General features: G+C 54.6%; 2 protein-coding genes. Both read right to left on the bottom strand.

Translation table 11 applies throughout. The features are described 5' to 3' along the window. Positions 1-1,784, bottom strand: a 1,784-nt coding sequence (locus QZ197_RS13265; RefSeq protein ID WP_296432531.1) for a glycosyl hydrolase family 28-related protein, incomplete at its 3' end; no start/stop codon positions are given. Between the two features lie 134 nt (positions 1,785-1,918). Further along, on the bottom strand, positions 1,919-2,182 hold a 264-nt coding region (locus QZ197_RS13260), incomplete at its 5' end, for a DUF4864 domain-containing protein (RefSeq protein WP_296432530.1).

Below are 2,182 nucleotides of genomic sequence, written 5' to 3'. Positions count from 1 at the left end.
TTGCCCGTGATCGTCAGGCCACCAAAGGAAAACTGGGCCCCGAAAGCCGGTTCGCTTGAATGTTCATTGGTCCATTCGATAAAGTTGTTGTCGCAGTAATTGCCCGTGAAAATAGTTTTAGGATTGGGCTGGGTGATGATGATGCCACCTTTGCGCACCCCGTTGATTTCATCATCACCGTGGAACCAATGGTTGCCTGTGATCAAGTTGCCCGAACCCGCCAAGACACAAAAATGCTTGAACTTGCTCGTTCGGTTGCTGCGGATTTTTACGTCATTGGCATTGGCGTTAAAGCCGATGCTGACGCGGGCCGCGACAGGCACCGCTTGTTCGTCAGAGATTAACTGACAGCGGTCAATCATCATGCCCTGACAGCCCACGCCGGGCGATGTTATCCCACGGTCCTTGGGTTTGTTCACAAAGCAGTCGCGGACGTGGAATGTGAAACCGTCCGGCGCCATCATAATCCCGCTGGCAACGCCGCGACCCTGAAATTCGATGTCGTCCAGAATGAACTGGCTCAGTTTTTCATAGCCGGAAAAATCAAGCATGTATTGAAAGCGGGTAAAGGTGAAAACCTGCGTGCCTTCTGCATCGAACAACGGGCGGCTTAGTTCAATTGTTTGCGCGCCGACGTTGACCGCGCTAACGTAAATCTCGCGGCCGACACCGTTGCCTTCTACCAATGATCCGACGGCAATGCTGGCGGCATCAACCACATTCGTCAGACGGTTGTCATCAGAGACCGAATAGGTCGCTTGCGATGTCACAACGACCGTATCCCAAGCGGCACCATCCGCAGGCTCGAACTGCCCGTTGCGGATCACACGGCGCGTTTCAAAACGGGTCCGCGTCGGGTCTGCGGCCTGCATATCAACAGGTTCGCGCAATTGGACCCGCCGCCCGCAAAGGTCCAGCGAATCATGATCAGAGAAATTGATCAACGCTTGATAGGCCTTTTTGAACGCTGTCTCTTCGTCTTGGAATGCAGCCAGATAGGCGTTGTAGTCGTAGTCACGTTGCAGGATGAACCGGTAACTTGCTGATTGAATGATACGCCCTTCAAACCGGACCGGGCTTTGCATTGTGACATTGTTTTCCAACAAATAATCACCTGCAGGTACCATCACTGTTTGACCATCAGCGGCGCTGTCAGCAGCGTTAAAGGCGGCACTATCATCGGTCACACCGTCGCCCTTGGCGCCATAGTCGCGGACATCGACAAGGCCGACCAAATCGCGCGTAAAGACGGATGACACGTCTTCGATTTTTATGTCGTCGATGCGCACCAGACCGCCACTTGGCCCAGTCAGGTCAAGACCGATGTGACCATATTGCGCGCCTGACCACGGAAGATCGACGCCGGCACGGTCCGCAGTTGCGATGATCGCCTTAATCTCGACCACAGTGCCATAAGTCGCTAATTGAACCGCGGGACCAGATTGCGGAAGGCCGAACGCCGGAATACCGCCTGCGGCCCCTGCCCAGCCTGCGATTGCAACAGCCGGCAATGGACCTGCAACGGCTTTGACACGTGCTGTGACTTGTAGATAGCAACCAGCCAGAATTGGTGTTTCACCCATAAAGCGCAGCTTGGTCGTCGGGTCGGTTTTCAGGATTTCAAGACAGCCCGAAAAGTCCTGATCGGCGGCGACGAACACACCCGACCCGCTAATTGCATAACTTGGCGAACCGGGTGTGCCGTCGCCACTGGACCAAAGTGCAAGGCCCGCGGAAAATGGCAGCGGATCGAATACGATCCCGTCTGTAATTGCTTTATTCATCAATTGACCCTCTTGGTTTTTGCGCAAAAGGTCTGGGCGTAATGCCGCAGACCGCTTGGCAGAGGGCTAGCTGGTTGGAATGAAGTTATTCTAAGTGGACCGTGACGGTAGGCAGCGCAACGGGGGCACGATGACTAGGCCCCGACGCTTGGTGCGGGCAGCAATTGCACACCGTTAATCTGCCAGCCTTCGGCAGTTTCAACCATCTGGTAATCCAGAACATGCAGCCCGCCTTGGGAATCGCGTACCGTCACTTTTTGCCACAGGTTCCCGCGTACATCGCGCAGATCGAGAAAACGAACTTCTGCGTTGTCCCAAACCATCGGATAGCCTTGCTGGACCATGTTGCCGAAATTGGCAGAGCTCCCAAACAAGCGCTTGATATTAGGGCTGGCATA

Origin of the sequence: Yoonia sp. (assembly GCF_017854415.1) — a bacterium.
Classification (GTDB): domain Bacteria; phylum Pseudomonadota; class Alphaproteobacteria; order Rhodobacterales; family Rhodobacteraceae; genus Yoonia.
The sequence above is the reverse complement of the archived record's forward strand: the minus strand, read 5'-3'. Positions and strand labels throughout refer to the sequence as shown.